The following is a 25,307-nucleotide window of genomic DNA, read 5'->3' as shown; positions in this document are numbered from 1 at the left end:
CAATCGGGGGAAGGAAAAATGAAGAGACTGTTTAAGAATCTGTTAGCGGCGATGGCTGTGGTTGCCGCGTCGCATGCTGTAAACGCGGCGGACGATCCCATCAAGATCGGCATTCTGCTGTCGACGACAGGAGTCGTTGGCTTCATCGGCGATCCCGAACAGAAGGCCGTTGAGCTATATGTCAAGAAGATCAACGATGGCGGCGGGGTGCTCGGACGCAAAGTCGAACTCGTCTCGTACGACGACGCATCCGAACCTGCTCGGTCGAGCTCACTGACCAAGCGGTTGATCGAGTCGGACCGTGTGGACCTCATCATCGGCGGAACTATCACGCCGAGCGCAATGGCAATGATACCGCTGGTCGAACGGGCTGAGATTCCCTACATTTCGGTCGGCGGAGGGCTGCCGATCGTCGATCCCGTGAAGAAGTGGGTGTTCAAGACACCACACACCGATCGTCAGGTCGCTCAGCGCATTCTTCAGGACATGAAGGCGAAGGGCTACACGAAGATCGGCCTTCTGTCCGAAACGGCGGGCTTCGGGCAATCCGGCCGCAAGGAAATCCTGGAGAATGCCGCGAGCTACGGCATCACGGTGGTTGCCGACGAGAAGTATGGTCCGAAGGACACCGACATTACACCGCAGCTAACGACGATCAAGAATGCGCCAGGAGTTGAAGCTCTGTTGATCTTCTGCGGCGCCGGCACCAGTCCGGCGATGGCGGTCAAGAACAAGGCAAGACTGGATATCAAGCTGCCGCTCTACCTGCCGCATGCCGTCGTCAATCAGGAATTCTTGAACCTGACGGGTAGCGCTTCCGAAGGCGCGCGGATGCCGACGGCTGGCTTCGTCGTTCCGGATGGCGTCGCAGCCGACGATCCACAGAAGCCCGTGATCGACGGCTTCTACGCCGGCTACAAGGAGATGTACAAGGAAACGCCGTCGCCATTCGCCGGCAATTCGTACGACGCCATTGTCATCGCAGTCGACGCGATCCGCCGTGCAGGCTCGACCGACAAGGCAAAGGTACGCCAAGCGATCGAGGAAACGCGCAAGCTCCCAGGCCTTAATGGCGTGTTCACGATGTCCGAGACGGACTATCTGGGTCTCGCGTTGACGTCCTTGCGGATGCACGTCGTCAAACACGGAAAATTCGTGCCGGAAAACTAGTCCGATCCGCGAAACGGCTCGCCGACATCCTCTGATGACGGGATGCCGCGGCGTCGACGCAGCGGCCGATGTGTGCGCGCTGAAGAACGCCTCTTCAGCGCCTACGGAGCAACCAGCTATCGCAATTCCTTCAATTCCTACTGGCAGGCCTGACCGTGGGGGCGACCTACGCACTCGCGGCTCTCGGCTACACCCTCGTCTATAACGCGAGCGGAATGATCAATTTCGCCCAGGGTGAATTCATCATGCTGGGCGCGATGACGGCCTCGGCGTTGGTCGCAGCCGGCTTTCCCTTGTTGAGTTCGCTTGCCATCGCTATCGCGTTCACCACGCTCGTCGGCTTCGCTATGGCCAAATTCGCTGTTGAACCGGCACGTACGACTTCGATGACTTCGCTGATAATCATCACGCTTGGAGCCGGCCAGGTAATCCGAGGCGCTGTCGAAATCGGGCTAGGCAAGGGGAACCATGCCTTGCCCGGGCTTTCCGATGACCGCCCTCTGAATGTCCTTGGCGCTGCGCTGGCTCCGCAGGCGCTTTGGATCATGGGGATTTCACTCGTCATCGTGATTGCCCTGTTCTGGTATTTCAACGCGACTATGCACGGCAAGGCTCTGGTCGCCACTTCACACAATCCACTGGCCGCTCAGCTCGTTGGCATCAACACGATGGGAGTGCTGACGCTTTCGTTCGCCCTTTCGGCGGCGCTAGGTGCGATCGGGGGCGTGCTGCTCGCCCCGCTCACTTTCACTAGCTACAGCGCCGGCACCATGCTTGGACTCAAAGGCTTCGTCGCCGCCGCCTTCGGTGGCCTCGGTAGTTCGGTCGGAGCGGTCGTGGGCGGATTAGCCCTCGGAGTGATCGAGGCGATGACGGCCGCGTACATTTCCGCCGCCTATAAGGACGCGGTCGCCTTCGTCCTGATCATCCTGCTTTTCCTTCTCGCACCGCACGGCCTATTCGGTGCCAAGACCTCGGATCGCGTATGAATATCTCACGACGCTTCGCCGGGCTCGGAGTCTTGGTTGCTGGGCTCGCGATCTTTCCCCTGCTGGGACCCAACGCCTTCGTCTACGATATGGCGATCCGAACGATCATCAACGCGGTCGTCGTGATCGGGTTGAACCTGCTGTTCGGCTACACCGGACAGATCAGTCTTGGTCATGCCGGCTTTCTCGGCCTGGGCACATACGCTTCCGCGATCTTGACGACGCATGCCGGCTTGCCGCCGCTTGTCGCGCTTGGAATGGGCGCAGCAGGTACCGGCATCCTGGCCTTCGTGATCGCACGGCCGATCTTGAGCCTGAAGGGTCACCATCTGGCCATGGCAACGCTCGGCATGGGCATCATCGTCTCCATCGTGCTCAACAACGAGATGCAATACACGGGCGGGTCGGACGGCATGTCCGTTCCGGCATTGGCGATCGGCCAATGGCAACTGAGAGGTGACCGCAACTGGTATCTTCTGGTCTCCACGCTGTTGCTGATCGCCGTCTGGGCGGCGACAAACCTCGTGCACTCGCCCGCTGGACGTGCCCTACAGGCGATCCGTGGCTCGGAAGTAGCCGCCCGTGTCGCCGGCGTCGACGTCACCAGCGTGAAGGTAAAGGTATTCGTACTTTCCGCCATTGTAGCGAGCGTCATGGGGAGCCTCGAGGGGCACTATCTGGAATTCGCGACGCCCGATAGCGCGGGCTTCGTGCGTTCGATTACGCTGATGGCGATGGTAATCGTGGGCGGTATGGCATCTATCGCGGGCTCATTGATCGGCGCGGTCATGCTGACCGTGCTTCCGCAAGCTCTTTCAGCCTTCGAGGGCGGCGAGACAGTGGTGTTCGGCATCATACTGGTCGCAACTATGATCTTCATGCCCAATGGCCTCGTGCCGACGGTGCGCGATCTAGTGGCGAGGGTCCAGACATGAACTCGCTCGAGGTCAGAAATCTATCGAAGCGATTCGGCGGTGTTACGGCAGTCGACGATCTGTCGTTCACGGTCGAACCCGGATCCATTTACTCGATCATCGGGCCCAACGGAGCCGGCAAGACGACTGTCGTCAACTTGCTCTCGGGAATCTATCTACCTACTGCGGGCACCATCACCATGATAGGTGAGCCTACCTCGGGTCGATCGCCGGACAAGCTCGCCAGACTGGGTCTTAGCCGCACGTTTCAGAACCTCCAGATATGCATGAACATGGACGCCATCTCCAACGTGATGATCGGCGGTCATATCCGTTTGGATCCAGGCTTCGTGAGCGCGCTGTTGCATTTGCCGCATATCCGCAAGCAAGATGCGGATTTGCGCGCAGAAGCGGACGCACTGATGGCCTTCGTTGGTTTGTCCCAGTACCGGAAAGCGCAGGCATCGCAAATGCCGTATGGGGCGTTGAAACGCATTGAAATAGCGCGGGCGCTGGCTGCGAAGCCGCAGATACTGCTTCTCGACGAGCCGGCCGCCGGGCTCAATCACGTCGAAACGGAAGAAATCTCCGTCTTAATCGAACGAATCGCGGCGACAGGAGTGACCATCGTTCTCGTCGAGCACGACATGAAGCTGGTGATGCGGGTATCGACGCGCATTTTGGTCCTCGACTACGGCAGGAAGCTTGCCGAAGGCCGACCGGAAGACGTGCGGGCTGATCCGCAGGTCATTGCGGCTTATCTCGGAGCTGCCGCATGAGCGTTATTCATCAGTTGGCATCCGCCATGCCCTCCACAGAAGACGAGCCGCTGCTCGAAGTTAGCGGGCTCAAAGCTCGATACGGACCGATCGAAGCGCTTCATGGACTCGATTTCTCCGTGGCGAGGGGACAATTGGTCGCGCTGGTGGGTGCCAACGGCGCCGGCAAGACGACGCTCCTGCGCGTCCTCTCCGGCGTGCATCGTGCGGCAACCGGGACGATCCGCTTCGAGGGCGCCGAGATCTCGCGGCTTGCGTCCCACAAGCGCGTGGCACTCGGAATCTGCCAGGCTCCGGAGGGACGCCAAGTCTTCGGTCCGATGTCCGTCGAGGACAACATCCGTCTCGGTGCCTATCGCCGGCAGAACGGTCAAATCGACCAGCGCATGGAGCAGGCCTATTCGCTCTTCCCTGTGCTGAAGGTGAAGCGCAAGTTGCCGGCCGGAACGCTTTCGGGCGGTCAGCAACAGATGCTTGCGATCGCGCGCGCCCTGATGGGCGAGCCAAAGCTGCTGCTGCTCGATGAACCGTCGCTCGGACTTGCGCCGCTTCTCGCGGCGGAGATCTTACGCGTGGTGGATCGGCTGCGACAGGATGGCATAACTATTCTCCTGGTCGAGCAGAATGCGCGCGCTGCATTAGCGATCGCCGACGTCGGTTACGTCGTGGAGACCGGCCGGATCGTCAAGTCGGGATCCGGATCCGACTTGCTGCAAAGCGATGACGTGAAGCGCGCGTATCTCGGAATGTAGCGTAGAGGCTCAGGTGATAGACATCGACCATCGTATCATCAAAGCGGGACTCAGGTCGTTCTCCAAGCACCAAGGATGATGAAAAAGGGAGAAAATTCGGCGTGACCAGATTGGACAAACAGACACTGGAGAATGTCGGCCGGTCTTGGGTGGAGGGATGGAATAAGCACGACGCCGACGAGTTCGCGCGCCTCTTCAGGGAAGATGGTGAGTACATGGATACGGCCTTCGGCGCGTTGCGTCGCGGCCGCGACTTCATGAGACGTCATCATCAACTCTGGCATCGAGCCATTTCCGGCTTTCGAATGGTCCCCGAGAGAATCATAGCCGGTGATTCTGTCGTGGTGGTTCAAGCAGTCGGTGAGGGGACCTTCGACGGCGAGAGCCTCGGCGGAGGCAAAGTAGTCGCAACGGGCAAGACCTTTCGTGCTCGTCTGTGCGCCGTATTGGCCATCGCAGACGATGGCAAAATAGCCAGGTGCTCGGAATACTGCGACAGAAGCCTGATGCCTGACGGTCAGCAGGCCCCATTTCACGATCTCGACCACATCTAGGAACCGAAGGAGCGATAACATGCCGGCTTCGAAGCTAGGAAAGGTCAATCGGAAGGCGCCCGACGTTTCGCGGTTTCCTGTCCTCGATCCGCTGCAACTCGGCCATTTGCGTCATATTCAGAATCTTGCCAGTCAGCCCGACGGCGAATGGTCCAAAATGGGTATCCCGGACCCTGGGCAGGAATGGCTGGACTCCTATCGCTATCAGCTTGCGCAGATGGCTTATGCGATCGGCTTGGCCCATTACCACCGATTGCCGGCGGCGCCCGCAGCATTTCGCGGCACTTTCGACAGGCTGATCCACAAGATGCTGCGCCGCGAGGTCTGGGGCTACTGGAAGGACACGAGCCAGTCGGGGCTGTACGTCAATCCGGACATCAAAGAGCTGCGACAGGGATGGACCGATCCGGTGGTCCGCGAGAACATTATGTATAGCGGACATTTGTCGGCCATGGTGGGCATGTATGGCATGCTGTTCAACGACGACAGCTACGATCAGCCCGCCGCATTGACCTTCGTGCATAACCCGATCTTCTGGGGGATGGGGCCTGAAAAGTTCGAGTATAGTCGCAGCTCACTCACCGAGGTCATCTACTGGCAGATGGTCGAAAACGGCTGGCTGGGCGTAGCCTGCGAACCGAACTGTATCTTCATCGTCTGCAATCAATTTCCCATGCTTGGTTTCCGTTTCTCGGACGTGCGCAAAGGGACCTCGGTGGCCGACGAAGCAACGCGGAGCTACCGCGCGGCTTGGGACAAGAAAGGCATCTTCTCGGCGGAAGGATGGTTTCACGGTTGGTGGCGCGTCGAGCAAGATGATTTCGTGCCGCCGAAAAGCGTCGGTTGGACAGCATGGGGCGGTGCAGTCATGAACACATGGAACCGCGATTTCGTACACGGCATCTATCGGGATCAATTGCGGGGAGTCCTGAAGTACGGTCGTGACGGCCTAGTATCGCTTTACCCGAACTCCGTGGTGCCGCAAGTGCGCAAGGCGCTCGATAACGGTCGTTCGGTCGATGGCATCGAGGATCGCGCCTATCCATGGCCAATGCCGGATTTTGGTTACGTCGCCATGCTGCTCTCCGAAATGGGGGATAGCGACCTGAAAGGTCTGCTCGCGCATGCCGACCGACACATGTCGCCGACCTGGAGCGACGGCGGCCTCTACTATCCGCGCAGCGATCAATCCTATGATGAGGATGGCAACCTCATCCGTATGGATCGGCTCACCGGCAACGCGATGCTGGCCTACGCTCGTCTCAACGTGCCGGACGGGCTTTGGGCTCTTTATAACAAGCCTTGGAACGGTGAGCATTTTGCTCTTCCGGCCCTGCGGCGGATCACGTCCGCTGTCGACGTAACGCGCGCAGTGTACGATCAAGTTGAGAGATGTCTGGTCGCGACGCTTCAACCGAGAGACGCAGGTGCGCTAGATGTTGACCTTGACATTGGACCACTGGCGCCGAATGCGAGTTGGACCCTCTTCATCGACGACGTCGCTGTCTCCGACAGTCGCGACGGGGCGCTCGTGAGTACGGATTCCGTGCACGTCGCAGCGCGCGACCAGACTCTTGCCGTGGGCGTCCGGCTGGAGAAGCCAACCACGCTCATTCTTGAGATTGGCGATGTCTGACTGTTGTATGGGAGAATCGGGCAGCGGTCAGACCGTCCGGGTCGGAGGTTCCTTCGATCTGATCGATCATTACGGCAACCCCGTAACCGATGGTAGCTATCGCGGCCAATTCATGTTGCTGTTCTTCGGTTTCACCCATTGCCGGGCCGTGTGCCCGGCGGCTCTTTTATGTCTATCGCGGGTCATCGACCGGCTCGGGCCGTTGGCCACGCACCTCCGACCGCTCTACATCACGGTCGATCCGGAGCGCGATACTCCGGCTGTCATGAAGGCCTTCCTGGAAGGCAAATTCCCGCATTTCACCGGCTTGACCGGCTCGCGGGACAACATCGAGCACGTCAAAAGGCTCTATAAGGTCTTCGCGAGGCGCGCGGCGGATCCGGATGACGCGGCCGGGTATCAAATGCCCCATACGGCTTTCACGTATCTGGTCGGACCTGACGGCAAGTATATCACGCATTTCACCGATCCGAGCGACGAGGACGAATTGGTTCAACGTATCGGCAGGCACATCCGCTGCACATCTGCTATTTGCGGAAATGTCTAGCGTTCGTGCCGAAGCCAGGTGGAGAGGAGGGCATCGAGCACCTCTTCCGCCATCTTGATCGGGCTGGACCATTCGAGAGTGTGGGTGTGCAGGGTGAAAGCGACGATTCCGTGGGTCGCGGCGATCAGAGTGTCGGTCGCCACGCGTGGCGAGCACGGGGGCGTAGCGTATGGAGCAAACAGGTCGTCTACCAGCTGCCGATAGAGTGAGTAGGACCGGAGCACTACAGCCGAACGTCCGAACGGCGACCGGCCCGGCTTGGCGGACTGTTCAGGACGAATTGAGAACAGGACCCTGAACTCTTCGGGTCGTTTCAGCCAGTGCCGGATGGCAGCGAGGAAGACCGTCCGCAACCGCTCTTTCGGGTCAGCAACCCGCTTCGCTATCCTTTCCAGATTGTCCACCACGCGGGACATGTCCTGTTCGCGTACCGCGATGAATAGCTCGTGCTGATCCCTAAAATACTTGTAGACCGTCCCTGGTGAGTAACCGGCCTTGGCTGCAATCTTGCGCAAAGAGACTGTCGATGGATCCTCGACAGCAAACAAGTGCCGTCCGACAGCGATCAGATTATCTCTGACATCCTTTTTCTGTTCGTCAGTCCGCGCCCGCGCGCCTGGCGCAGGCCGTCTCCCGAGGACAGGTCTATTTTCGTTGGTCGATTGTTCGCGCTTCATGTTTGGGCTCTTGCAGCAGGGTCTCGGCTCGCAATCAGGAACTTGCTCGATTTACCTGTAGAAGCTGTCTTTGCAAATGGCAGTTCGGGGCCGATTTGCCTCGAAGCGCCGACCAAAACAGCCCGCTGGACGCACCGGACCATCGTTCGGCTCCGTTTGACATCACTTGCGAGCGTGGAAGGCGGAATAGGACGATCAAGTATCGCGAGAAGTTCGTCGACGGATTTGAAAAAAAACTTTGCCAAGGCTGTACAATGGGACGATGGCAAGCTGATCGTGAGGGGCGGCTGATGTAGTTGGTGGCTCGGCGAATTCGATCCGCGTTCGATCAGATTGTCTCACAGCGTAATCCCGCGCCCGCTTCGCACCGAGAGCTGAAGGCTGACCGATAAAGCCTTTTTTCGACGGGCATCCGCTCCTCGAAAACAAACCCATGAGCCGACGCCTACTCGGCGCGCTGCCCGTTACGCGTCGAGCAACGCTCCGTTTCCCGTTAGGGCGACCGTCCCTACGCGGCGGTATGGATCGTTCCGCGACGAGCGTCCCTTACCGTCAGCCAGATCGCCGAGATTAGGAAGTAGAAGGCGCCAAAGGCAGCATAGGGTGCGATGTCGGCGATGCTAGGCACGTTCGCGCCGCCCGCTACGTGAATGAAGAACACTCCAGCCAGGGCGGATTGCGCGCCGCTCAGAATCATCGCCCATTGTGCTCCATAGGATTTCCAGCGGCGGACGCCCGTCGCAAGTTGAAATGCGCCGGACAGGACGGCCCACACACCGAAGACGGCCAGAACGGCGTTCATGCTTTGCGTAAGCGCTGCGGCGACACCGAACATCGTGAGTGCACTGACCACGAGATTGAGCGTCTGGCTCGGGTTGCCGACGAGGCCGCCGTTGCTCGCCGCATCCACATAGTTCGCGGCCGCGTCCCAAGCCGGGTAGACAATCAACATGACCGCAGCGACTTGCGGAACGTGGCGTCCAAGGGTGAAGGCAAGAGCTACCCAGATCAGCGAAAAGGCCGCGCGAACATAGTAATATCCCTTCAACCAACCGGACGCCGAGACGGTCGGAACTTGCGATCGTTGACTTTGCATGTTTGATAACTCCGCTATTTGTCTTCCTACTAGTAGGTAGGATGGCGAGTGTCAATAGCCGCAAACCACGACGCTTTCAGCGATTGACACTCTACCAACTAGAAGGTAGCGATGCCAGCATGAGTAACCTATCCACCACCGCAGACGACATCCTTGCTTGCGCGCGGACCCTGATCATAGCCGGTGGCTACAACGGCTTCAGCTACGCCGACATTGCGGAGGTTGTCGGCATTCGCAAGCCAAGCATTCATCATCATTTCCCGACCAAAGCGGATTTGGTGCGTACGCTGATCGCTCAATACCGGGAGGAGGCCGTCGCCGGTATCGCACACCTGGAACGACAGGCTTCCGATCCGCTCGAACTGCTTCGGAGCTATACGGGTTATTGGGCGGCCTGCATCAGAGACGCCAGCGCGCCATTCTGTGTGTGCGCTCTCTTGGCGAGCGAACTTCCTGTTCTCCCGGCGGAAGTGGCCCTCGAAGTAAGAGCCCATTTCCGGGCGCTCTCAGCTTGGCTGACCTCGGTCCTCGCGCGTGGCCAGCGAGAGGGAAGATTTGCGCTGACTGATGCTCCCCGAATTGAAGCGGAGGCCTTCATGGCGACCGTTCACGGAGCAATGCTGTCGGCGCGTGCCTATGACGATCCCAAGATATTCGGCGCTGTCACCGATCGGCTGATCGATCGACTTTGTAACAGACAGTGAGAGCCGGTTTGAGCTCTCGCGACGAAGCGGCTGCTTAGCATTCCCAGGGCGCACTTCGTGGACCGGGGGGTAAAGCCGCCCGATCGCACGCTCTATCCGGCGAATTTCTGACGCTGCGAAGCTGCCCACTCGGCCCCGAGCTTCGCGAACAGTGGTCCGGGATGGCTAATCCGGCGACCGGCCGGAATTCGGGTCAGGTGATCCGTCGAAGGGAACGCTGGCACCGCTTCCAAGTCGCCGATCGCTTCGAGCGCCTTTTCCGCAGCATCCGGAACGATCGGCCAGGCGGCGCGCGCGCAAATGCCGATGAGATTCACGGCGGTTCTAATCACCGAAGCGGCCTCGTCCGGATCTGAAGCGATAAGCGACCAGGGTGCTTTTGCGACGAGGTAGGCGTTCGCCGTCTTCCATATCGTGCGTACGGCATCCGCGGTGCCGCGCAGGGCCAGAGCTTCCTGGCGCTCGCGCAACTGACCGACCAAGGCCTCGATCCGGGCGGAGAGTTCGCCATCGACCGGATCGGAAACGCCGCCGGGGACCACGCCGTCGTATCGCGAGACCACGAAGCTCAAGACGCGCTGCACGAAGTTGCCGAATGTGTCGGCAAGATCGTGATCGACGTCAGTCGCGAACCGGGAGAATGAAAAATCGACATCGGATGTTTCCGGTGCGTTGGCCGTCAGCCACCATCGCCATCGGTCCGCCGGCAGCAATTCAAGTGCCTGATCGAGAAAGATGCCGCGACCCGAACTGGTCGAGAACTTGCCGCCCTCATAGTTGAGCCAGTTCACGCCCTTGATAACGTCGACGGTGGTCCAGGGCTCGCGGGACCCCAGCAGGGTGCAAGGGAAGCTGACGGCGTGAAACGGTATGTTGTCCTTTCCCAGGAATTGCACATATCGAACGTCCGACGCGTCCAGCCACCACGATCTCCAATCCCTCCGCTCGGGGTCGGCGTCCGACCACTCCTGAGTCGCTGCGATGTACGCGATCGGCGCATCGAACCAAACGTAGAAGACCTTCCCGTCGTAGCCCGGTTTCGGAACCGGTATTCCCCATGAAAGGTCCCGGGTGATGCAGCGATCGCGGATGCCTTCGTCCAACCACTTGTTAGCGATCGAAGTCACCAACGGCGGCCAGCCCGAGCGCGAGGATAGCCATTCGCGTAGATCGGCTTCAATGGTGGTTTGTCGGAGAAAAAGATGGCGTGTCTGGCGCACCTCCAGATCGGTGGCGCCGGATATCGCCGAGCGCGGCGCGATCAGATCCGTCGGATCGAGCTGTCGCGCGCAGACTTCGCATTGATCGCCGCGAGCGCGGCTCGATCCGCAATGCGGGCAGGTGCCGACGACGTAACGATCGGGCAGGAAGCGATCATCCGTCGCACTGAACACCTGATTGAGCGTGCGCTCCTCGATGAAGCCGTTCCTATCGAGTTGCGAGAAAAAGTGCTGCGTCAAGGAATGATTGCGGCGCGACGACGACCTTCCGAAGTGGTCGAAGGACAGATGAAGTCGACGATAGAGGTCGCGCTGAACGAAATGCTGACGCTCGCAGTAGGAGGCGACATCGCAGCGTGCTTCCGCCGCGGCGAGTTCCGCCGGCGTGCCGTGTTCGTCGGTGGCGCAGATGAATAGAACATCCGCGCCGGTCTGTCGTCTGAATCTGGCGTGGACGTCCGCGGGAAGCAGCGAACCCGCAAGATTCCCGAGATGCTTGACGCCGTTTATGTAGGGTAACGCGCTGGTTATCAGATACTTCGTCATGACGCACTCCGTGTGGCCGAGAGGACGCGGACACTGAAAAGCCCTCCGCAGGATGGGAGGGCTCGGGTCCGCTTCGTCCGAACGGCGCGTGTGCGCGCTTAATCCCTCCAGCAAATCTCCTGCGGGACGGGCATTCGCATCTCGAATTTCGCGAAGAGGAAGGTCATGTGCCACCTTGTATCTTGGCGACGATATAATTTCGAATCTTTTCCTGCGCAAGCGGCGACGCTTGACCGATCGGCCCGGCATGCCTGCACTGCGTTGGCCTCGATGATCTCGAGTTTCTGCCGGCGGGCGATGCGCTGCTCACGCGGCGCGCGAAGGCGAACAGTGCCCGGTATGCCGTCGTCGTGCGCTTCAGCAGGACGCGCCGCCGCTACGAACGACAGGGCCTGCTGGTCGAGCCTCGGGCCTTAAGCGATTTTCCACGTCCTAAGAACTGCTAGCGGCGAGCCGATTGAACCGGTTCACTCCCGCGTTGTCGCAAAGCTTCAGGGCTCCGGCGCCCGGATGGGAGATCTGCATGTCGGCGAAGCGGCACGAGCCGCTGCGGCGCTGGAAGAGAGAGACGCCCAGCAGCCAGATGTTGACGACGGTTCTGGCAGGGCCGCCGATGTGCTCCTTGTAGTCCGCGTAGATGTCGCGCTCGTCGCTGACCCACTTGCCGAGATCGGCGAAACCGCTGCGGACCGCCATGTGCGACTCGAGCGGTGTCCAGCGCGGAATCGGGCAGCGGAACGCGGTGCCGATCGGCAGGCTCGAACTCCAGAAGTAGGTGAGGTCCTGGCCGTCGTCGAACTCCGCGGCGATGGAGAGGTAGTCGTGCGAGGTGAGCTGGTTTTCCGGCAGCCGAGTCGGCAGCTCCTCGACGATCCAGCGTCAGCTCAGTTTGGTCTGCGGCTTCAGTTCGATGCCGACGGGGCGCAGCAGAATGCCGGCGTTCTTCAGCGGCTCGACGGCGATCGCGCCATTGCCGATATCATTGAAGATCACCGGGCCGCCGCCCAGCATGAAGAAGTTGTGCCAGCCCGCGGGCAGCTTGCGGGGCGACTGGAGCCGCGCCAGTTCCGCGGCGAAGACCCGCCGGTAGACCTTCCTTAGCCGTTTGCGGAGGAATTGGTCTAGACAGAGCGTTCAAAATGATGGCGCGATCTTGGTCCGTTGCAGCGTGCTTTTGATCTTGGAGCAGAAGCGCCGCCCGTGCGTCCCGCCGATGATGAGGTTGAAATGAACGATTCGGGACGGCTTGCGCCGCTCACGGTGTCGACTGATGAGTTTCCGGAAGCCAAGCGCCTTGCAATGTGGCGCGAGGTCTATGGCCGCAACATTGCGAATGTCGATATCGAACCGATCGACGACGCTCCGTTCCAGGCGAGCGTGACGTTTCAGGCCTTGCCTGGGGTCGGGATCGTTTCCGGATCCCGCTCCGCAGCCCACTATCACATCACCCGAGAACATCTCGCAAAATCGAAGGATCTCGTCGGCCTCTCCGTTCTGATCAGCGGCAAATCGACCACCTCGCAGTTCGGCCGGGAGATCGTGGGCCGTGCCGGAAGTGGTGTCGTTCTCTCGGCCACCGATCCATCGGTGAGCACCATGCATTGTCACGGCAGCTTTCTCACGATCGCGCTCCCGCGACCAGATCTCGCCGCCCTGGTCCCGGATCTCGGTGCCGCATATGCGCGCCAGATTCCGCCGGACAACGATGCGCTGCGGCTGCTGATCCGGTATGTCGAGGCGCTGCGGCAGGGAGGGCCGGCCGAGGCACCGGGTCTCATGCGAACCGCCGCGACCCACGTTATCGACCTCGCCGCGCTCGCAATCGGTGCGACCCAAGACTTCGCCGAGGCGGCCAGGGGCCGTGGACTGCGCGCCGCGCGGCTCGAGGCCGTCAAAGCAGATATTGAGGACAATCTTGGCCGGCCTGATCTGGATATTGTCGCTATCGCGCAGCGTCAGGGAATCTCGCCGAGCTATATCCGCAAGCTCTTCGAGGCCGAGGGGACATCGTTTTCAGCTTTCGTGCTCGAGCAGCGCCTCGCTCGCGCGTATCGCATGCTCAAAGACCTGCGGTTTGCCGACAGAGCCATCGGCGCAATCGCCTTTCAGGTCGGATTTGGTGATCTGTCCTATTTCAACCGAACCTTCCGCCGGGCCTATGGTCTCACTCCTTCCGATGTGCGTGCCATGGCCGTGCGAGCGGGACTGCGGTAGTTACCGGATCCCCGCGCAACCGCGCCGGATCCGCGCGACGAACCACCGCACGACGCGCGCCTTGACCGCTAGCGACTTATTAATCTCCCGTTGCTTAGGTCCAGACCTTCGCATGTCGAATCCGCAGTTACGAGTGATGCGGTCTCCCAAGCCGCCTGCCAGCCTGCGACTTGGAGAGCTTGATGTTAAATACTGCCGCCTTTTCCCTGGTCCTCTTCAGCTGGGTGAAGGAGATCGGGGAGATCCTGCTTCTGATAGGGTTGAGCGGCGAGGTCGCTCTTCTGGTTCTCGGGATTTCGAAAGGCGCCTGGGAGCGAGGACTGGCGATCACATTTGCCGCTCTCGTCCTGGTCGGCGTCGCTCTGGCATATTGGGCCGACAGCCCGCGGACGTTCGGTCCCGCATCCCAACAGCGGATTGCCGATGCCCTCAAGGAATTTCGTGGCACTCCGTTCGATTTCTCGGTCGAGCTTGACCCCGAAGCTGTTGCCTTGATGGAAGATGTCGGAAAGGCGCTTGATGTCGCTGGTTGGAAGAGACAGGCGGTTGCACAAGGCTCTGGATACATCCCGCCGGGAAAGCCTGCGGCCGGCATCGTCGTGTTCAAGGGCGTCGAGGTGCAGATCGCCGAATCGCGACACTCGGATTGGGGAGCGGCGGGCAAGCCAGCCGCTGTCCTTCTGCACGCCATGCGCAACGAGGGATTGACCGCAATCGTGAAACAGGTCCCGGATCATCAGGAAAGCGCCGACGCGATCCATATCAAGATCGGCGCGAAGCCATAATAAACACCGGCGGTGGTCGGCCCGCGGATCGTTCATCAGGAAGTTCATCCAGAACCTGAGGACCGAGATAGTAAATTGCCATACCTGTAATTGGAACGCGAGGACAGACCCGGGTGGAGGTGGGGCGCGGGATGGATGGTGGAATGATTCGGGTGGCGTCGCTATGATGCGCGGTAAATCCCGGGCATTGCGCATGCGAGAGAGAGCGTGGAGACCGTTACCGTTGCTTTGATTCTGCTGCTGGCGGTGGTCGTCAGCGGCGGAGTTGCCCGCATGTTGCCGATATCGCTTCCCCTGCCGCTCGTTCAGATCGTCATCGGCGTGCTGATTGCTGCCGTGGCCGACCTCGGCGTCCAATTGAAACCGGACATTTTCTTCCTGCTGTTCCTGCCTCCACTGTTGTTTCTGGACGGCTGGCGCATCCCCAAGGAAGGACTATTTCGCGACAAGGGGACGATCCTGGAGTTGGCGTTCGGCCTCGTCGTATTCACGGTCGTCGGTGTCGGATATTTCGTTAATTGGATCATTCCGGCGATGCCTCTCGCCGTCGCTTTCGCGCTCGCCGCAGTCATCTCCCCCACCGATCCGATTGCCGTTTCCGCGATCGCCGCGCGCATACCAATTCCCCGCCGGCTCATGCACATCCTTGAGGGAGAATCGTTGCTCAACGACGCATCGGGCCTGGTCTGTATGCGGTTTGCCGTTGCTGCAGCTCTGACCGGTTCGTTTTCGGCTTTCGCCGCGTTCGGAACGTTCCTTTGGCTTGCGACCGGTGGCATCGCCATCGGCGTCGTTGTGACATGGGCGGTGACCGTCGCGAAGAATTGGGTCTCGCGCCATTTTGGCGAAGAGACGGGCTCGCAGATCCTGATCAGTTTACTGATTCCGTTCGGCGCCTATCTCCTGGCCGAATACGTGCATTGTTCGGGCATTCTTGCAGCCGTCGCCGCCGGGATCACCATGAGCTACGTCGAGCAGAGCGGGCAGGCATTACCTGCGACCCGCATTCGTCGCAGTGCCGTCTGGGACCTGGTGCAGTTCACCGCGAACGGCGTGATCTTCGTCCTGCTTGGCGAGCAGCTCCCGCAGCTCTTCGATGGCGCGGCGAGGGTGGTCCAGGAGACCGGGCATCATGCGCCGCTCTGGCTCCTCGTCTATGTGGTCGCGATCAATCTCGCTCTGGCTGTATTGCGGTTCGCCTGGGTCTGGACGTCACTACGATTTACGTTGTTTCGTGCACATCTGAAGGGCGAGAAGCCCTATATTCCGAGCTGGCGCCTGATCGCGGCGACATCGATTGCCGGGGTGCGCGGCGCCATTACTCTTGCAGGCGTGCTGACACTGCCGTTGACGATGAACGATGGTTCGCCGTTTCCGGCACGCGATCTCGCGATCTTTCTCGCCGCAGGCGTCATCATCGTATCCTTGGTCGCTGCCAGCATGACGCTGCCGTTCTTGCTGAGGGATCTGGAGCTTCCACCCGAGCCATCGCATCAGGCCGAAGAAGATCGCGCGCGCATCGCTGCGGCGGAAGCCGCGATCCGGGCGATCGAGCAGGCGCAACACGATATGGGGGAAGGGCAAATTGACGCCGATCTCTATACCGATGCCGGCGTTCGCATCATGGCGCTATATCGCCAGCGTATCGACGGGCGTTCCAAGGTCGGGCAGGAAGCCGAACTAGCGCAGAAAATCGACGACGTCGAACGCCGCCTCCGTCTTGTCGGACTGCGCGCCGAACGGGCCGAACTGTATCGCATCGCGCGTAGCCGGCAGCTCTCGGACGAGATCGCCCGCAAGTTGGTCAGGGAAGTCGATCTCCTGGAATCCCGCTTCCCGACAGCTTGAGCCCGCTCAGCTCTTGACCATATCCCCCAGCATGTTTGCCGCTACCGTCAGCTTGGCGAGCGTCAGGCCGCTGGCTGCGATTTCTTCGACCGAGCGGCGGATGCGCGTGGCTTCAGGATGAGCGGCGAGCCAGTCGCCCGCGGCTTGCTGGCCGCATTGGCCGGTTGCCAGCATGTCCGCAGCCAGTCTTCTTTCGGCGGCGGCGATCTGGTCGACGGCGCGATCAATGGCGAGACGTTCGTAATTGTCGTTTGCCGACACGCTGCGCGCGGCGGCGATCAGGCGATCGAGGCGGAAATTGGCCTCGGCGGCGAAGAAGGTCGTAGCGGCGTCGCCGATGGTCCGGCCGGTGCGCTCGGCGACGGTTACGATATCCGGTGCGGAGACCAGGGCGTCGAGATCAGCGAGCTCGCCTGCGAGCTCGCCCGGGACGCCGGCATCGATCAGGTCCTGCCGCCGCTTGCTGCGCCCGGCCTGCACGTCGTCCGGCAGGGTCTTATCCAATCCGGCGGCGATTTCGCGGATGCTCGGGCCGAAGCGGGCGATGACCGCGTCCAGACCCGATTTGAAATCGACATTGCGCACGTACCAGAGCATACGCGAGAGGAGTAGATCTTGTATCGCCGCGTAGAGGCCAAGTTGCACTTGCCCGTCGATGCGGGTGTCCAGTCCGTCGATCGCGTCATTGAGCCGCTTCAGGCCGTAGCACTCGTCAACCGCCACGAAGGCCATGACAATCGTCGATACATCGGCATCCGTCTCGTCGATCAGACGCACGACACAGGCCGGGCCGCCGCGATTGACAAAGGCATTGGCGAGATTGGTTGCGATAATCTCCCGACGAAGGCGATGCTGTTCCACCGCAGCGGGGAATTTGTCCCGAACCTCGCGCGGGAAGTATTCGGATAGTTCGCGGGCGAGATATGGATCATCAGGCACGCGGGTGACGAGCAGATCGTCGTAAAGTGTCAGCTTGGCGTAAGCGAGCAGAACGGCCAGCTCTGGCCGAGTCAAGGATTGGCCGCGCCGGGCGCGTTCGGCAATCGCCGCATCGTCTGGCAGGAATTCCACGGCGCGGCTGAGCAGGCCACGCTGCTCGAGCGATTGCATCAGCCGCGTGAGGAAGCCGGTCTCGGCGAGGCCCTTGCGTTCGGCCAGCGAAAGCGCGAGCGACTGCAGATAATTGTTGCGCAACACCAGGGCGCCGACCTCATCGGTCATCGCGGCAAGCAGCATGTTGCGGTCGTTCGGACTGAGACGTCCTTCGCGTTCGGGACGCGCCAGTGCGATCTTGATATTGACCTCGACGTCGGAGGTGTTGACCCCGGCCGAATTGTCGATGGCGTCGGTGTTGAGCTTGACGCCTTTCTGCGCGGCTTCGATGCGGCCACGCTGCGTAACGCCGAGATTGGCCCCTTCGCCGATCACCCGCGCGCGGATATCAGCGCCGGTGACACGGATCGGATCGTTGGCGCGATCGCCGACCTGGTCGTCGCTTTCCCCTGATGCGCGGATATAGGTGCCGATGCCGCCAAACCAGAGAAGGTCGACGCGTGCCTTGAGGATCGCCGTGATCACCTCGAAAGGCGTGGCCTGCGGCTTGTCGAGATCAAGCAAGGTCCGCACTTCCGGCGCCAACGGGATTGCCTTGAGCGAACGCGAGAATACCCCGCCGCCGGGCGAGATCTTTGACTTGTCGTAGTCCTGCCAACTCGACCGCGGCAGGTCGAACAGGCGTTGGCGCTCGGCGTGGCTGGCGGCGAGATCGGGTGAGGGGTCGATGAAAATATCGCGGTGATCGAAAGCCGCAATGAGCCTGGTCGCCGGCGAGAGCAGCATGCCATTGCCGAAGACGTCTCCGGACATGTCGCCGACGCCGACAGCGGTGAAGGGCTTGGTCTGGATATCGGTGCCGAGTTCGCGGAAATGGCGCTTGACCGCTTCCCACGCGCCGCGCGCCGTGATGCCCATTTTCTTGTGATCATAGCCCTGGCTGCCGCCGGAGGCGAAAGCATCGCCGAGCCAATGTCCCTTCTCCGTCGAGATCGCGTTGGCGATGTCGGAAAAGGTCGCGGTGCCCTTGTCGGCTGCGACAACGAGATAGGGGTCGTCGCCATCGTGCCGCACGGTGTCTTCGGGCGGCACGATGGTGTCGCCGTCGAGATTGTCGGTGAGTTCAAGCAGCGAGCGAACGAAGATGCGGTAGGCTTCGGTGCCTTCCGCCATCCAGGCCTCCCGATTGGAAGGCGGTGGCAGACGTTTGGGCACGAAGCCGCCCTTGGCGCCGACCGGCACGATGACGGCGTTCTTGACCTGCTGCGCCTTGACCAGACCGAGGATCTCGGTGCGGAAATCCTGCGGCCGGTCGGACCAGCGTAGTCCGCCGCGCGCGACCTTGCCAAAACGCAGATGAATGCCCTCGACACGCGGCGAATAGACGAAGATCTCGTAGAGCGGCTGGGGTGCAGGCAGCTCCTCAATCTTGCGCGCGTCGAATTTAACGGAGATCACCGGCCGCGGATGCCCGTCCGGACCGAGCTGCCATAGATTGGTGCGGATGGCGGCCTGCACCAGGTTGGTGAAACGGCGCAGAATACGGTCTTCATCCAGTGAGGCGACGGATTTGAGCTGCTCTTCAATCTCGGCGAGCAGGGCCGTCTCGCGCGCCGAGCGCTCGGCATCGGTGGCGGTGAGGCGCGGGTCGAAGCGAGCCTGGAACAGAGCGACGATGCTGGTGGTGATCGCGGTGTTCTTGCGCAGAGTCTCCCACATGTAGTCCTGAGTGAACGGGACGCGGATCTGATGCAGGTAGCGGGAGAGGGCGCGGATGGCCGAGACTTCGCGCCAGCTCAGGACCGTGCGCAGGATCAGCGCGTTGTATCCGTCGGATTCCGCGCGATCGCCCACTACCGCCATGATCGAGGCTTCCAGGCGTCGGGCGAATTCCGCGGTGATGACGATCGGCTTGCCATCATTGGTCTCGATCGTCATGTCGTGCAGCCAAACCGGTGCAGGTGAGGGTGTGGCGCTCGGCCTGATCTCATAGGTGCGCTCGTTCACGACGCGCAGGCCGTGGTTTTCGATCACCGGCACCCGATACGACAGCGACAAGGGCGCGCCGCGCGAAAAGACCTTGAGGCCGAAGCGCGTCGGATCGTCGCCGTCGATCCGGTGAACCGAAAGTGCCACGGAGCGAGCGGCAGTGAGCTTTTCGATGATGGCGATATCGGCAATCGCCTGAGAGGTGTCGAAGACCTCGGTATAGCCGCCGGTAAAGGCTCGTGCATAACGATTGGCGATCAGGCGGGCTCGCATGCCGTCAGCGGTGGTCGCAAGCGCGGCTTTCAGCTTGTCAGCCCATGTTGCGGCGATGGCGCTGATTCCGGATTCGAGCGTGGCGCGCTCGATGACAGGCGTATCGCCCTCAAAGCGCGCAATGATGTAGTGGATGCGGGCAAGCGACCCTTCAGGGAAAGCTGCGTAGGAGGCTGCCACTTGCCCGTTATAGACCCGCGCCAGGAAGCCTGCGACGCGTGTACGGACGTCGGTGTCGTATTTGTCACGCGGAATGAAGGCGAGGATGGAGACGAAACGGTTGAATTTATCCGCGCGCGCCAGCGCGCGCACGCGGGGACGCTCATAGAGCGTCAGGATCTCCATCACGAAATTGTAGAGAGTCTCGACGTCGACCTGGACCAGCTCGTCGCGCGGATATTCTTCAAGGATATGCAGGAGCGCCTTGCCCGAATGGCTGTCCGGCTCGAAGCCGGCGCGTTCGAGTACCTGCGCCACCTTGTGGCGGACATAGGGAATCTGCCGCACCGAACGGGTATAGGCGGCCGAGGTGAACAGGCCGACGAGGCGCAATTCGCCGTCGAGCCGGCCGTCGGTCGTAAAGAGCTTGATGCCCACATAATCCATCCGGACGCGGCGATGGACGCGGCTGCTCACATTGGCCTTGATGACGATGAGCAGGGTAGGCTCTCGCATGAATGCGCGGATCTCCGACGTCATCACCACCATTTCGGCGCCGCGGCGCAGCACCTTCACATCGGGATCGCGCAGGATGCCGAGGCCTTCGCCGGTGGTGATGCCGTCCGGCGCGTCGCTATCCGGCGCGAAGCGGTATTCGCGCAGGCCGAGAAAAGTGAAATTGTCGGCGCACAGCCATTGCAGGAACTGGGTGGCTTCGGCGACCTCGTCGATCGGCATCGGCGGCGGATTGGAGCTGAAGGTCTTGATCGCCTGCTCGACGCGAGCGCGCATGGCGCGCCAGTCGGTGACGCAGGCGCGCACGTCGCTCAGCGTCTTGGTGAGGCCGTCGATCAGCTTCTGGCGGTCAGCCTCGGCGTCCAGGCGTGCGATGTGGAAGTGAATGAGGCTTTCGCGCTCGCCGTTTACCCCCTCGGGGAGCGTCTCGCCGTAGAAATGCAGCAGCTTGCCCTGCTCGTTGCGTTCCACGGCAATGATCGGATGGGCGACCAGCGTGACCTCGACGCCCTGCTCGGCGAGCTCCGCCATCGTGGAATCGAACAGGAAGGGCATGTTGTCGTTGAGTATTTCCAGCACGGAGATCTCGCGCCCGTCTGGCATCATCGGATTGATGACGCGGATGTCGGCACGATCAGCGGTGCGCCGCTGCACATGTTCCCAGGCTTGTTCTGCCAAAAAGGCCAGCGACACGGCATCGTAGTTGGCGAGGTCTTCGATGTTGCTGTGGCCAAACAGAAGCTCGGCAAAGGCTCGTGGCGTCTTGCCCGGCTGCACGCTCCCGCCGGCCTCGTGGATCAGGGTTGCTCGGGCCTTGTCGTCACGCCACGCCATAACGTCCTCCATTTCCCGCGCCGGCTGACCGCGGTCACGATCGCCTGCCTGTTTTCGGAGTGCATCTCTTCGAGCGCCGTCGTCTTGATCGCAGTTGATTGCGTAAGCCAAATCCTTGGTCGCGGAGCCTCGATAGCTCCTGATGTCCGATGTTATATCATCTTCGCGGGAGCAAGGGGTGAGCTGTCGTCAGCGCACCGATAGGCATTGCGGTGCAGCGTGAAGCCGAAATCGGTGCCGTCGACTTTCGCGGGAAGTCTGGAAAGCACAGGAATTTCAATCGCGTATGAATTCGCTGTTGATGGCGACCTGCGGGTCGCAGGCAAGGCGTCGGCTGGCTTCACTGCGCCCGCAGGCCTGGCGCACCGACGCGTCCGTTTTCCGATCGTTGTCACGCGCTACCGCTCGAGGAGGGGCGAACGGATGCTGAAGAACGCGCTGTGTTGTTGTCAGCGGTCGCGACCTGAAGGATTGCGCAGTGAGGCCGTAAGTAATGTCATCATCCACTTCGCGAGAGGGACTTGTTCATGGAGATGAACCGCAGCTAAACGGCCGGGTATTATGTCGCAGCCCGGAACGTGGCGCTCCTTGTGGGATTGAACTTCACACACGAAATGGAGTGCGACCATGAAGAGGTTAGCGATCACGTTGGCGGTCGGTGCTGCAGCGCTGATTGGTAGTTCGGCCGCAAATGCGGCGGATCGGCAGGCGGCGGCAAAGGCGGGCAGCTATGAGAGCCGGTCCACCGATCTGAGCGCACGTGGAAGGGGCCATCACCACCATCACTACGGAATGCACCGTCATCACCACCACTACGGCTACCACCGCTACGGCTATCATCGCTATGGCTACCACCGCCATGGCTACTATCGCCCATACTACAACAGCTATGGATATCAGCGGCCGTACTACGGCGGCGGACCAGGTGTCAGCTTCAGCTTCGGTACCGGCGGTTATCGCGGCTGGTAGCGGAGAAAGAAAGCCCGCGACGCGCGGGCTTTCTTCTTACATCTGGCTGACTTGATAAGCGCGAACCGTATCGGTGATCATCGCCGACCAGCGCAAAGACTAATCGGCGGCCAGAACGCTGTTAGGGGCGCTCCGCGATCGGGCTGGCTCCCGTCGAGCTGCATCACTCCCAGAGGATGCCGAAACGGCCGGTGCAGGTCCGTCCACGAAAGCCATGATCTTCGGCTGCACCCGCGATCCGTCTATCACCTCGAGTTGGCCGCAGCGATTCAGCGTGTGCAGCTTCCTGCCTGGCCATGCAGGCCCTGGCTTAAGGGAGTGCCGAACGACCTGTCTGAACGTGGTCGGCGACAGTTCGAGAACTTCGGCAAGACCGAGCGCTGCGCCATATCCGTCGGAGCAATCCTGGACCGGCCGCCACAGGCTTCCATTGATGGTCACAAAGTTGCCCGCGGGTCGCGCACTTGCGCGGTCCATCAGAACCGGATTGCTCCCATGTGGCAGCCAGGGTCCGAAGAGTTGCTCGGCATAAAAGATAGCCAACGTATCGGAATAGCCTCCAGTGCCGTCGCGCCAGGCGCCGAACAGATAGTACATGCCGTTGTGTCGCGTGATGGTCACGTCGGCCAGTTCAAGCCCTGACAGCAGCGTGCAGTGACGCTCCCATTTGTCCGGAAACCGAACGCATTTGTAAACCGCGACGTCCCGATGCTCTGTGCTCTCCGGGATCATCCAGAGTTCGCCATTGTCCTCGATCAGAAACGGATAGGACAGATGCCATGGCTCTTCCAGTACGGGGACGACGTTTGCGGCCGGACCGGTGCGGTCGAACTCGACCGCGGAAATGATGCCCTTGCCCACCCGGTGATCGAGATCTTCGAAGAACACGAATGTCCTTCCCTTCCATTTTACGGGGAAGGGATCGGCGTAGAAATGATCTCCGGGATCCCCGAGCACTTTCCAGTCGGGCCCGGATAGATCTCCGGTTCGCCACACGTCGGCATTTTCACTGTAGCGCCATCCGATGTGCCAATGAGGCGCATAGCAGCAAAGGCGATATATTTCTTTCGCGATCGATACGGCCAGGCCGCGCAGAACATAGGTGGCCGCCGGTCGTGGGGTGCTTTTGCCCGTCGACGACGCCAGCCCCGGAACTAGTCTTGGCGCTCCTGACAGGATCGCTGTCAGCATGGTCAGGGTTCGCGCCATGACTGTTTCGAGCGCACCGCTCAAGCCGACTGCGATTTCTCCGGACGGATGACCGCGATCGAGCACCCTGCCGTCGAGTTCATTGACGATTTCGATAATCGGCAAGTCGCCCGCGAGTATGGCTGCCAGCGCTGCAGTTTCCCCTGGTATCCCATTGAACTGCGGGCGCAGATAGAGCCGGGCGGAGCAGTCCGGATCGCGGCCGGCGCGTGTAAAGTCGACAATCACGTCGGCCTTGCCGGCCTGGGCCTGCGACCGTTCCGGGATGACTTTCAGTTTGTCGGCGCCGCTGCGCTGGCCCCTCCGCAATACCATCCGTTCAAGTTCGAACAGCGCCTCCAAGCCAGCAGGCCGAGATTCCGAAGTTGTTGTCCACGCGATTTGAACCGGGACGTCCCGGCCGCCGACGGACAGCGCTTCGCGGGACATCCACCGCCGTGCATGCTCGCGTTCGCAGCGAAATTCGATAATCATGTCCGGCCCATCTGCGCTCATGTGCCTAATGCGTGCCGATCAAACAGCCTGGCTGAGAATTTGGACGTATTCCTCCACCATGCTGTCTACCGAATAGCGCGACCTCAGGCCCTTGGCGTTTTGCCGCAGTTCGTCGCGCAACGTTCTGTTTGTTAAAATTGCGGAAACGGCGGCGGATAATTCCGCATTGTCCGAGGCGTCGACAAAGAGCGCCGTGGGTTTTCCTTCAAACGACAGCACCTCTCGCAAAACGGGGAGATCGTTCACGACCGAAGGAACACCTGCGTTTGCGGCTTCAACCGCGGCGAGGCCAAAGGTTTCAGCTTGCGTCGGGAACACGAACACGTCGAGGCAGGCAAGAAAGTCGGCCATCCGCCGCGGCGGAATCTCGCCGACAAGATGCAATCTGTCGGATACTTTCAACTCGTCTGCCAACAGCCTTAGCCGTTCCTCGTCGGCGCCTTGGCCGGCCAGCGCGAGATGCCAGGACGGTTCACTGCCTAAGAGACGTATCGCCGCATCGAGCCGTTTGTGGGGGTGCAGTCTTGCAGCGCAACCGAGCAGCACACGATCCGGCGGCAGTTTGAACTGGTGCCGCGCGACATCCTTCGGCAGATCAAGCGATTTGTCGTCGAAGCCGTGTGGGACATGCTTCATGCGCGATCGATAAGGGGCGGGGTAGCGCGCGTACTCACGCTCCATCTCCCGCGAGTTGAGCGTTATGCAATTGTAGAAGCCGACGCTGCCCATGACGATGTCGGCGGCGCGGACCGGCCAGCTCATCGACATCGCCGATGAAACCTGGTTGGCAATAACCGGAGCGCGACTGACGAGGCGCGATACGCCTCCGCCGATCACATTGCCAAAATGCTGGAACGTGAGGACGACATCGGGTCTGATGGCCCTGATATGGCCGCCGAGCGTCCACAGCATGCGGAGCAGCGCCACCGGATTTCCTGGCCGGTTCTGCGCGCAATAGAACGTGTTCGGCGGCTCGTCGAAGGAATCTGACTTGCGGAAGAAGAAGAGATTGAAGACCTCATAGCCGCGCGCCGTCAGGCCGGCACCAAGCAGCCTTGTGATCTCCTGAGCACCGGCGTTCTCCGCCTGGGTCTGCACCAGAACGACACGTCGCTTTGGCTTGATGCTGTTTGACCGATCGCGTGACGCTGCCGACGATCGTATCGGTGCCTCGCGCAATTCTGTGCTTGGCTGGTAACGGAACACGGATTCCTCAACGGTTGAGGGAGTGGGGATTCTTCCCCGATTTTCGCAATGCCTATCACGCGATGCTCGGTCCTACACCGGCCAGCGCACAATGGGGTTAATGCAGCGCATCTCGCTCACAGGGGAGGTGTCGTTGCATCCGCGCAGAACATAGAGCCAGTTCGTTAACTAAT

Annotated in this window: 21 protein-coding genes; 13 read left to right on the top strand and 8 right to left on the bottom strand. The window is 60.9% G+C overall.

What is annotated here, in order from left to right; translation table 11 throughout:
* Window positions 1-18: 18 nt before the first annotated feature.
* The 8 genes from AC5ZGW_RS01195 to AC5ZGW_RS01160 all read left to right on the top strand — a co-directional run bounded on the left by AC5ZGW_RS01195 (window position 19) and on the right by AC5ZGW_RS01160 (window position 7,341).
* Window positions 19-1,170 (top strand): ABC transporter substrate-binding protein, encoded by a 1,152-nt coding sequence (locus AC5ZGW_RS01195; RefSeq protein WP_130222968.1) that lies wholly within the window; start codon window positions 19-21, stop codon window positions 1,168-1,170.
* Between the two features lie 140 nt (window positions 1,171-1,310).
* A complete protein-coding gene (locus AC5ZGW_RS01190; protein ID WP_207230927.1) occupies window positions 1,311-2,159 on the top strand; it encodes a branched-chain amino acid ABC transporter permease in 849 nt (282 codons plus the stop codon).
* Entirely contained in the window at window positions 2,156-3,094 is a 939-nt protein-coding gene (locus AC5ZGW_RS01185; RefSeq protein ID WP_130222964.1) for a branched-chain amino acid ABC transporter permease, read from the top strand. Before AC5ZGW_RS01190 ends, AC5ZGW_RS01185 begins: the two co-directional genes overlap by 4 nt.
* Window positions 3,091-3,852, top strand: coding sequence for an ABC transporter ATP-binding protein (locus tag AC5ZGW_RS01180; RefSeq protein ID WP_130222962.1), 762 nt, complete (start codon window positions 3,091-3,093; stop codon window positions 3,850-3,852). The genes AC5ZGW_RS01185 and AC5ZGW_RS01180 overlap by 4 nt, the downstream gene beginning before the upstream one ends.
* 50 nt (window positions 3,853-3,902) lie before the next feature.
* The gene (locus tag AC5ZGW_RS01175; protein WP_207230923.1) at window positions 3,903-4,604 is read left to right on the top strand and encodes an ABC transporter ATP-binding protein; all 702 of its coding nucleotides are present in this window, start codon (window positions 3,903-3,905) and stop codon (window positions 4,602-4,604) included.
* Window positions 4,605-4,705: 101 nt separating this feature from the next.
* On the top strand, window positions 4,706-5,158 hold the full coding sequence (locus tag AC5ZGW_RS01170) for a nuclear transport factor 2 family protein (RefSeq protein ID WP_165435033.1): 453 nt from the start codon (window positions 4,706-4,708) through the stop codon (window positions 5,156-5,158).
* 19 nt (window positions 5,159-5,177) lie between these two features.
* Window positions 5,178-6,794 carry a linalool dehydratase/isomerase domain-containing protein gene (locus tag AC5ZGW_RS01165; protein ID WP_130222960.1) on the top strand — a complete coding sequence of 539 codons (1,617 nt, stop codon included), beginning with the start codon at window positions 5,178-5,180 and terminating at the stop codon, window positions 6,792-6,794.
* Window positions 6,795-6,801: 7 nt separating this feature from the next.
* A complete protein-coding gene (locus tag AC5ZGW_RS01160; protein ID WP_130222958.1) occupies window positions 6,802-7,341 on the top strand; it encodes an SCO family protein in 540 nt (179 codons plus the stop codon).
* Here AC5ZGW_RS01160 and AC5ZGW_RS01155 read toward each other — a convergent pair.
* Together AC5ZGW_RS01155 and AC5ZGW_RS01150 are read right to left on the bottom strand one after the other, a co-directional pair.
* Window positions 7,338-8,018, bottom strand: a complete 681-nt coding sequence (locus tag AC5ZGW_RS01155; RefSeq protein ID WP_130222956.1) for a TetR/AcrR family transcriptional regulator — start codon at window positions 8,016-8,018, stop codon at window positions 7,338-7,340. The genes AC5ZGW_RS01160 and AC5ZGW_RS01155 overlap by 4 nt on opposite strands.
* A 508-nt stretch (window positions 8,019-8,526) precedes the next feature.
* Window positions 8,527-9,114, bottom strand: a complete 588-nt coding sequence (locus tag AC5ZGW_RS01150) for a DUF308 domain-containing protein (protein ID WP_130222954.1) — start codon at window positions 9,112-9,114, stop codon at window positions 8,527-8,529.
* 119 nt (window positions 9,115-9,233) lie between these two features.
* Here AC5ZGW_RS01150 and AC5ZGW_RS01145 point away from each other — a divergent pair, with 119 nt between their 5' ends.
* Complete coding sequence (locus AC5ZGW_RS01145) at window positions 9,234-9,818, top strand: TetR/AcrR family transcriptional regulator (RefSeq protein ID WP_130223065.1); 585 nt, start codon at window positions 9,234-9,236, stop codon at window positions 9,816-9,818.
* Window positions 9,819-9,910: 92 nt separating this feature from the next.
* Here AC5ZGW_RS01145 and metG read toward each other — a convergent pair whose 3' ends face one another.
* The 3 genes from metG to AC5ZGW_RS01130 all read right to left on the bottom strand — a co-directional run bounded on the left by metG (window position 9,911) and on the right by AC5ZGW_RS01130 (window position 12,595).
* Entirely contained in the window at window positions 9,911-11,584 is a 1,674-nt protein-coding gene (gene metG, locus AC5ZGW_RS01140; RefSeq protein WP_130222952.1) for a methionine--tRNA ligase, read from the bottom strand.
* Between the two features lie 432 nt (window positions 11,585-12,016).
* A complete protein-coding gene (locus AC5ZGW_RS01135) occupies window positions 12,017-12,457 on the bottom strand; it encodes a DUF3047 domain-containing protein (protein ID WP_283813236.1) in 441 nt (146 codons plus the stop codon).
* Between the two features lie 6 nt (window positions 12,458-12,463).
* Complete coding sequence (locus AC5ZGW_RS01130) at window positions 12,464-12,595, bottom strand: hypothetical protein (RefSeq protein ID WP_283813231.1); 132 nt, start codon at window positions 12,593-12,595, stop codon at window positions 12,464-12,466.
* Between the two features lie 216 nt (window positions 12,596-12,811).
* Here AC5ZGW_RS01130 and AC5ZGW_RS01125 point away from each other — a divergent pair, with 216 nt between their 5' ends.
* From AC5ZGW_RS01125 to AC5ZGW_RS01115, 3 genes are all read left to right on the top strand, one after another.
* Window positions 12,812-13,798 carry an AraC family transcriptional regulator gene (locus tag AC5ZGW_RS01125; RefSeq protein WP_130222950.1) on the top strand — a complete coding sequence of 329 codons (987 nt, stop codon included), beginning with the start codon at window positions 12,812-12,814 and terminating at the stop codon, window positions 13,796-13,798.
* A 182-nt stretch (window positions 13,799-13,980) separates the two neighbouring features.
* Complete coding sequence (locus tag AC5ZGW_RS01120; RefSeq protein WP_130222948.1) at window positions 13,981-14,583, top strand: hypothetical protein; 603 nt, start codon at window positions 13,981-13,983, stop codon at window positions 14,581-14,583.
* Between the two features lie 207 nt (window positions 14,584-14,790).
* Entirely contained in the window at window positions 14,791-16,431 is a 1,641-nt protein-coding gene (locus AC5ZGW_RS01115; protein ID WP_130222946.1) for a Na+/H+ antiporter, read from the top strand.
* A gap of 6 nt (window positions 16,432-16,437) precedes the next feature.
* Here the strand turns inward: AC5ZGW_RS01115 and AC5ZGW_RS01110 are convergent, their stop codons facing one another.
* On the bottom strand, window positions 16,438-21,267 hold the full coding sequence (locus AC5ZGW_RS01110) for an NAD-glutamate dehydrogenase (RefSeq protein ID WP_130222945.1): 4,830 nt from the start codon (window positions 21,265-21,267) through the stop codon (window positions 16,438-16,440).
* Between the two features lie 615 nt (window positions 21,268-21,882).
* Between AC5ZGW_RS01110 and AC5ZGW_RS01105 the strand changes: the two genes are divergently transcribed.
* Window positions 21,883-22,224 carry a hypothetical protein gene (locus AC5ZGW_RS01105; protein ID WP_130222943.1) on the top strand — a complete coding sequence of 114 codons (342 nt, stop codon included), beginning with the start codon at window positions 21,883-21,885 and terminating at the stop codon, window positions 22,222-22,224.
* Window positions 22,225-22,323: 99 nt separating this feature from the next.
* Here AC5ZGW_RS01105 and AC5ZGW_RS01100 read toward each other — a convergent pair whose 3' ends face one another.
* Both AC5ZGW_RS01100 and AC5ZGW_RS01095 read right to left on the bottom strand, forming a co-directional pair.
* The gene (locus AC5ZGW_RS01100; RefSeq protein ID WP_245474501.1) at window positions 22,324-23,907 is read right to left on the bottom strand and encodes a glucosamine inositolphosphorylceramide transferase family protein; all 1,584 of its coding nucleotides are present in this window, start codon (window positions 23,905-23,907) and stop codon (window positions 22,324-22,326) included.
* Between the two features lie 39 nt (window positions 23,908-23,946).
* Window positions 23,947-25,134: a glycosyltransferase family 4 protein gene (locus AC5ZGW_RS01095; RefSeq protein WP_130222941.1), complete on the bottom strand. Its 1,188-nt coding sequence runs from the start codon at window positions 25,132-25,134 to the stop codon at window positions 23,947-23,949.
* Between the last annotated feature and the right edge of the window lie 173 nt (window positions 25,135-25,307).

Source organism: Bradyrhizobium sp. Crot121 (assembly GCF_059512385.1).
The sequence above is the reverse complement of the archived record's forward strand: the minus strand, read 5'-3'. Positions and strand labels throughout refer to the sequence as shown.

Coding starts and splice junctions, on each gene's coding strand:
- AC5ZGW_RS01195 (WP_130222968.1), top strand. CDS start 19: ATGAAGAGACTGTTTAAGAATCTGTTAGCGGCGATGGCTGTGGTTGCC.
- AC5ZGW_RS01185 (WP_130222964.1), top strand. CDS start 2,156: ATGAATATCTCACGACGCTTCGCCGGGCTCGGAGTCTTGGTTGCTGGG.
- AC5ZGW_RS01180 (WP_130222962.1), top strand. CDS start 3,091: ATGAACTCGCTCGAGGTCAGAAATCTATCGAAGCGATTCGGCGGTGTT.
- AC5ZGW_RS01165 (WP_130222960.1), top strand. CDS start 5,178: ATGCCGGCTTCGAAGCTAGGAAAGGTCAATCGGAAGGCGCCCGACGTT.
- AC5ZGW_RS01160 (WP_130222958.1), top strand. CDS start 6,802: ATGGGAGAATCGGGCAGCGGTCAGACCGTCCGGGTCGGAGGTTCCTTC.
- AC5ZGW_RS01155 (WP_130222956.1), bottom strand. CDS start 8,018: ATGAAGCGCGAACAATCGACCAACGAAAATAGACCTGTCCTCGGGAGA.
- AC5ZGW_RS01150 (WP_130222954.1), bottom strand. CDS start 9,114: ATGCAAAGTCAACGATCGCAAGTTCCGACCGTCTCGGCGTCCGGTTGG.
- AC5ZGW_RS01145 (WP_130223065.1), top strand. CDS start 9,234: ATGAGTAACCTATCCACCACCGCAGACGACATCCTTGCTTGCGCGCGG.
- metG (WP_130222952.1), bottom strand. CDS start 11,584: ATGACGAAGTATCTGATAACCAGCGCGTTACCCTACATAAACGGCGTC.
- AC5ZGW_RS01130 (WP_283813231.1), bottom strand. CDS start 12,595: ATGCTGGGCGGCGGCCCGGTGATCTTCAATGATATCGGCAATGGCGCG.
- AC5ZGW_RS01125 (WP_130222950.1), top strand. CDS start 12,812: ATGAACGATTCGGGACGGCTTGCGCCGCTCACGGTGTCGACTGATGAG.
- AC5ZGW_RS01120 (WP_130222948.1), top strand. CDS start 13,981: ATGTTAAATACTGCCGCCTTTTCCCTGGTCCTCTTCAGCTGGGTGAAG.
- AC5ZGW_RS01110 (WP_130222945.1), bottom strand. CDS start 21,267: ATGGAGGACGTTATGGCGTGGCGTGACGACAAGGCCCGAGCAACCCTG.
- AC5ZGW_RS01105 (WP_130222943.1), top strand. CDS start 21,883: ATGAAGAGGTTAGCGATCACGTTGGCGGTCGGTGCTGCAGCGCTGATT.
- AC5ZGW_RS01100 (WP_245474501.1), bottom strand. CDS start 23,907: ATGATTATCGAATTTCGCTGCGAACGCGAGCATGCACGGCGGTGGATG.